Annotated in this window: 4 protein-coding genes; 2 read left to right on the plus strand and 2 right to left on the minus strand. The window is 59.6% G+C overall.

Annotated elements, in window-relative coordinates; genetic code table 11:
* Positions 1-733 (plus strand): xanthine dehydrogenase family protein molybdopterin-binding subunit (locus QOC89_RS22735; protein ID WP_323047075.1); only part of this gene is annotated, 733 nt, incomplete at its 5' end.
* A 190-nt stretch (positions 734-923) separates the two neighbouring features.
* The gene (locus QOC89_RS22740; protein ID WP_323047076.1) at positions 924-1,397 is read left to right on the plus strand and encodes a putative quinol monooxygenase; all 474 of its coding nucleotides are present in this window, start codon (positions 924-926) and stop codon (positions 1,395-1,397) included.
* A gap of 572 nt (positions 1,398-1,969) precedes the next feature.
* On the opposite strand, the gene QOC89_RS22745 is transcribed toward QOC89_RS22740, so the two are convergent.
* The gene (locus tag QOC89_RS22745; protein WP_323047077.1) at positions 1,970-2,440 is read right to left on the minus strand and encodes a ribonuclease; all 471 of its coding nucleotides are present in this window, start codon (positions 2,438-2,440) and stop codon (positions 1,970-1,972) included.
* A gap of 371 nt (positions 2,441-2,811) precedes the next feature.
* Positions 2,812-3,368 (minus strand): dihydrodipicolinate synthase family protein (locus QOC89_RS22750; RefSeq protein WP_323047078.1); only part of this gene is annotated, 557 nt, incomplete at its 5' end.

The following is a 3,368-nucleotide window of genomic DNA, read 5'->3' on the forward strand; positions in this document are numbered from 1 at the left end:
TGGCTCGATGGTGACCGCGTCACTGGTTCCCGCCGTGACGCAGGCCACCCAGGCTGCCGTCCAGCAGCTTCTTGCGACGGCCGCCGGAGCGGACAACTCGCCATTCAAGGGACAGTCAGTGGACGTGCTGGGTTTCGAACAAGGCATGGTTTATCGCAAAGGGACATCGCCCGGAGCGGGCGTGCCATTCGAACGAATCCTGGCGCCCGCGCAGGTCAGCATCTTGATGGGCAGAGGTCGTTCCGGTGCGAGCGGGGCGGATGCCGATGCGGACAAAGTGTCGATTCACTCGTATTGCGCGCACTTTATCGAGGTCACGTGGCAGCCGGAAACAGCGCGCTTGCGAGTCAGCCGCGTGGTGAGCGTGATTGATGGCGGCAAGATCATTAACGCCCGTACGGCCCGTAATCAGATCGAAGGAGCCGTGGTGATGGGTGTCGGTATGGCGCTATTCGAGGAGACCAACTACGACAGCCGTTCCGGTGCCCCGATCAATCGCAGCCTCGCCGACTACGTCATGACCACGCATGCCGATGCACCGAAGATCGACGTCACGTTCCTCGACTATCCCGATCTCGCCTTGAATTCACTCGGCGCCCGCGGTGTCGGTGAAATAGGGATCGCGGGCATTGCACCAGCGATCGCGAATGCCGTCTATCACGCGACGGGCGTGCGCGTGCGTAATCTTCCGGTTCGGCTCGAAGACCTGTTGACGGCTCAGGTGTCCTTATAGAAGCGCGCTTCCACCGCTTTTTGGCGATCGGACAGAATCAATATCTGTTCATCGTTACGCCATCGATTTACTGTCTCGGCGCGGTTATCCTGATACATGACCGCTTCGTGAACATCTGTCTCCACGGTGGCGCATGGGACGGTCTTCGTAACAAGCAACGCTACTCGCACTGAGAAAGGATGGCTGGATCATGAGGTATCACGACGATGTGCCCGAGCATGTGGTCTCTGGCAATAGCGCGGGCACAACGCAGCCGTCAACACGGCGCACAGTGCTGGCGCGCTCGCTGGCGTTGGTGGCGAGTCTATCTCTGCTGTCCGGTTTGATCCCCGTGACGGCAGAGGCTGCTGCCGAGAAAGGATCGGGGCATGCCATTGTCAATGTCGTTACGTTCCAGGTGCCGTCCGCGCGAATGGCAGACTTCCTCAAAATCAGCAAGGAAAACAGCCGGGCATCGCGGAAGGAAGAGCCGGGCTGCATAGGTTTCGATGTGCTGCTTCCTAACCACGAACCCAATACAGTCATGTTGATCGAGACTTACAGAGATGAGGCTGCCTATAAGGACCATCGGGTGACACCGCATTTCCTGGCATTCGTGAAGCGCGCTCAGGAGATCGGAGCAAAGCGCTCCGCCCATGTAGGCAGCCGCTACTATCCGGCCTGACGGTCCGCTCGAACGAGATCGGCTCTCGAACATCAATGCGTGCGCAAGCAGCGACCGGCGGCACACAAGGCGGTTCTGTCGGGATAAAGGCGGTAAGGGCGATAAGGGCGGTAAGGGCGGTAAGCGACCCCGGGGCGCCTTTCGATCAACCGCAGCAAGCGGCCGTTGTGCACAGGCCGCCCGTCGCTGCGCTTCGAGGGATGAGTCTCGCCGCCAGCTAGCCGATCCGCTAACTGTTCGGTGCCGTACGTACCGGGCATCAAAGACATCGGTACAAATCCCATAGCGCCAATACTTGGTTTTCAACTAGCCTGATGTCGTCCGACACATCGCCTTCAAATTTCGTTGAGACATTGTCGGCAGTAAGAAAGAACACTCGCTCTCGGAACCTAGCCTCTTGATCAGCTTAGTGCAAGCGATCGGTCGGCGGTAAAAGCATGCAACGACCAGGTCAATGCGACCTTTCCAGGGAGGGACAGACGAAACCGCGAACTCCAGCAGCAACGTCAGGCGATGATGAAGGCGTGCGTTAGCCGCACATGTCAGAACTGCGATTATTGAATTGGCTCACGTTACTCCGCGATGCGTTTGAAACTGACGTAGTAGTCGTCGGTGTAGTAGCAGTCGCCGGTCTGCTTACGCGGTCCACCACATACGATGCGGCGCTGCCCACGATCCGCCGAGCCAGGCGTGCGAACTGTATATGCGTGGTAGTAGCCGCGCGGATGCTGCGGCAGCAACGCCGAGCTGTTGCGGAACAGGACACCGTCCTCGCCAAAAGGGAAAGGACCGCCCGCTTTGATCAGACGCAGCGTTTCGGCTGCTTCCCCCGGCAACTGCGCCTTGGTGACGGCGACCGGCGCGCTTCCCGCCTGCGCACCCGATGCGGCGGATGTGCCGCTCGCGGCTTGCCCAAGCTGATCCGGCGCCTGACTCGCGGATGCGCCGGATTCCTGATTAGCGTTTTGCGATCCGCCCTTGCCGCATCCTCCGAGGATCGCGCTCAAGACGAGGATGCAGGAGAAAGCCCATGCTCGCTTCACGAATCGGTTGTCTCCGGGTTGACCAGCATTGGACGACCATGAACGATTTCAGGGTATCGCTAATGGCTGAGTGAATCAATGTCCGGCTGGAAATAGGATTTTTTTACTCGGTACTCTGCGTTCCGTACGGAGATGTTACGAGTAAATGCTCGCATTCAATACTCGCATCGCCGCGCTCGCGTCAGTCGCGGCTCAGGCCCGTGCCACGGGCGTTTCAGCCCACGCTGCGCGGCCTTGTGTGGGGTCTGCTCGCGTTTGTTCATTCGTTGGGGCGTTTCTGAAAATCACCGAAGTCACCCCACACGTCACGAAATCGCCAATGACAAATGCTCCTTTCCGAGCGGCCACCGACAAACACAGTGGCGTAGTGCTTAAAGGCCGACGTCCGGCAGCGCTGGCCGCATTGCGAGCGCTTTTTCAACGATGCGCTTGACCTGGTCCAGGGTTTCGCCTTGCAGCGCGAGACGCGGCGGCCGCGTAACCGCACTGCCGCGCCCGAGCAGCTCCTCGCACAGCTTGATGCATTGCACGAGGTCGGGACGCGCATCGAGATGCAGCAGCGGCATGAACCAGCTATAAAGCGCCAGCGCTTCGTCAAAGCGCTTCTGCTTCGCGAGGCGGAACAGCGTTTCCCCTTCCTTCGGAAAGGCGTTGGACATACCCGACACCCAACCCTCGGCACCGACCGCGATACTTTCCACGACCACGTCGTCGAGTCCCGCGAACAGCACGAAGCGGTCGCCGACCGCATTGCGCAGATCGATGAAACGCCGCGTATCGCCCGACGAGTCCTTGAAACACACGATGTTTTCGCAATCCTGCAACGCGATCAGCACCTCAGGCGTGACGTCGTTCTTGTAGATCGGCGGGTTGTTGTAAATCATCACCGGCAGATCGGTACCGGTGGCGACCGCGCGAAAATGGGCGG

This window comes from Paraburkholderia sp. (assembly GCF_034668105.1).
GTDB lineage: Bacteria > Pseudomonadota > Gammaproteobacteria > Burkholderiales > Burkholderiaceae > Paraburkholderia.

Excerpts from the sequence above, each read along its gene's own strand:
- QOC89_RS22740 (WP_323047076.1), top strand. The coding sequence starts at position 924 with ATGAGGTATCACGACGATGTGCCCGAGCATGTGGTCTCTGGCAATAGC.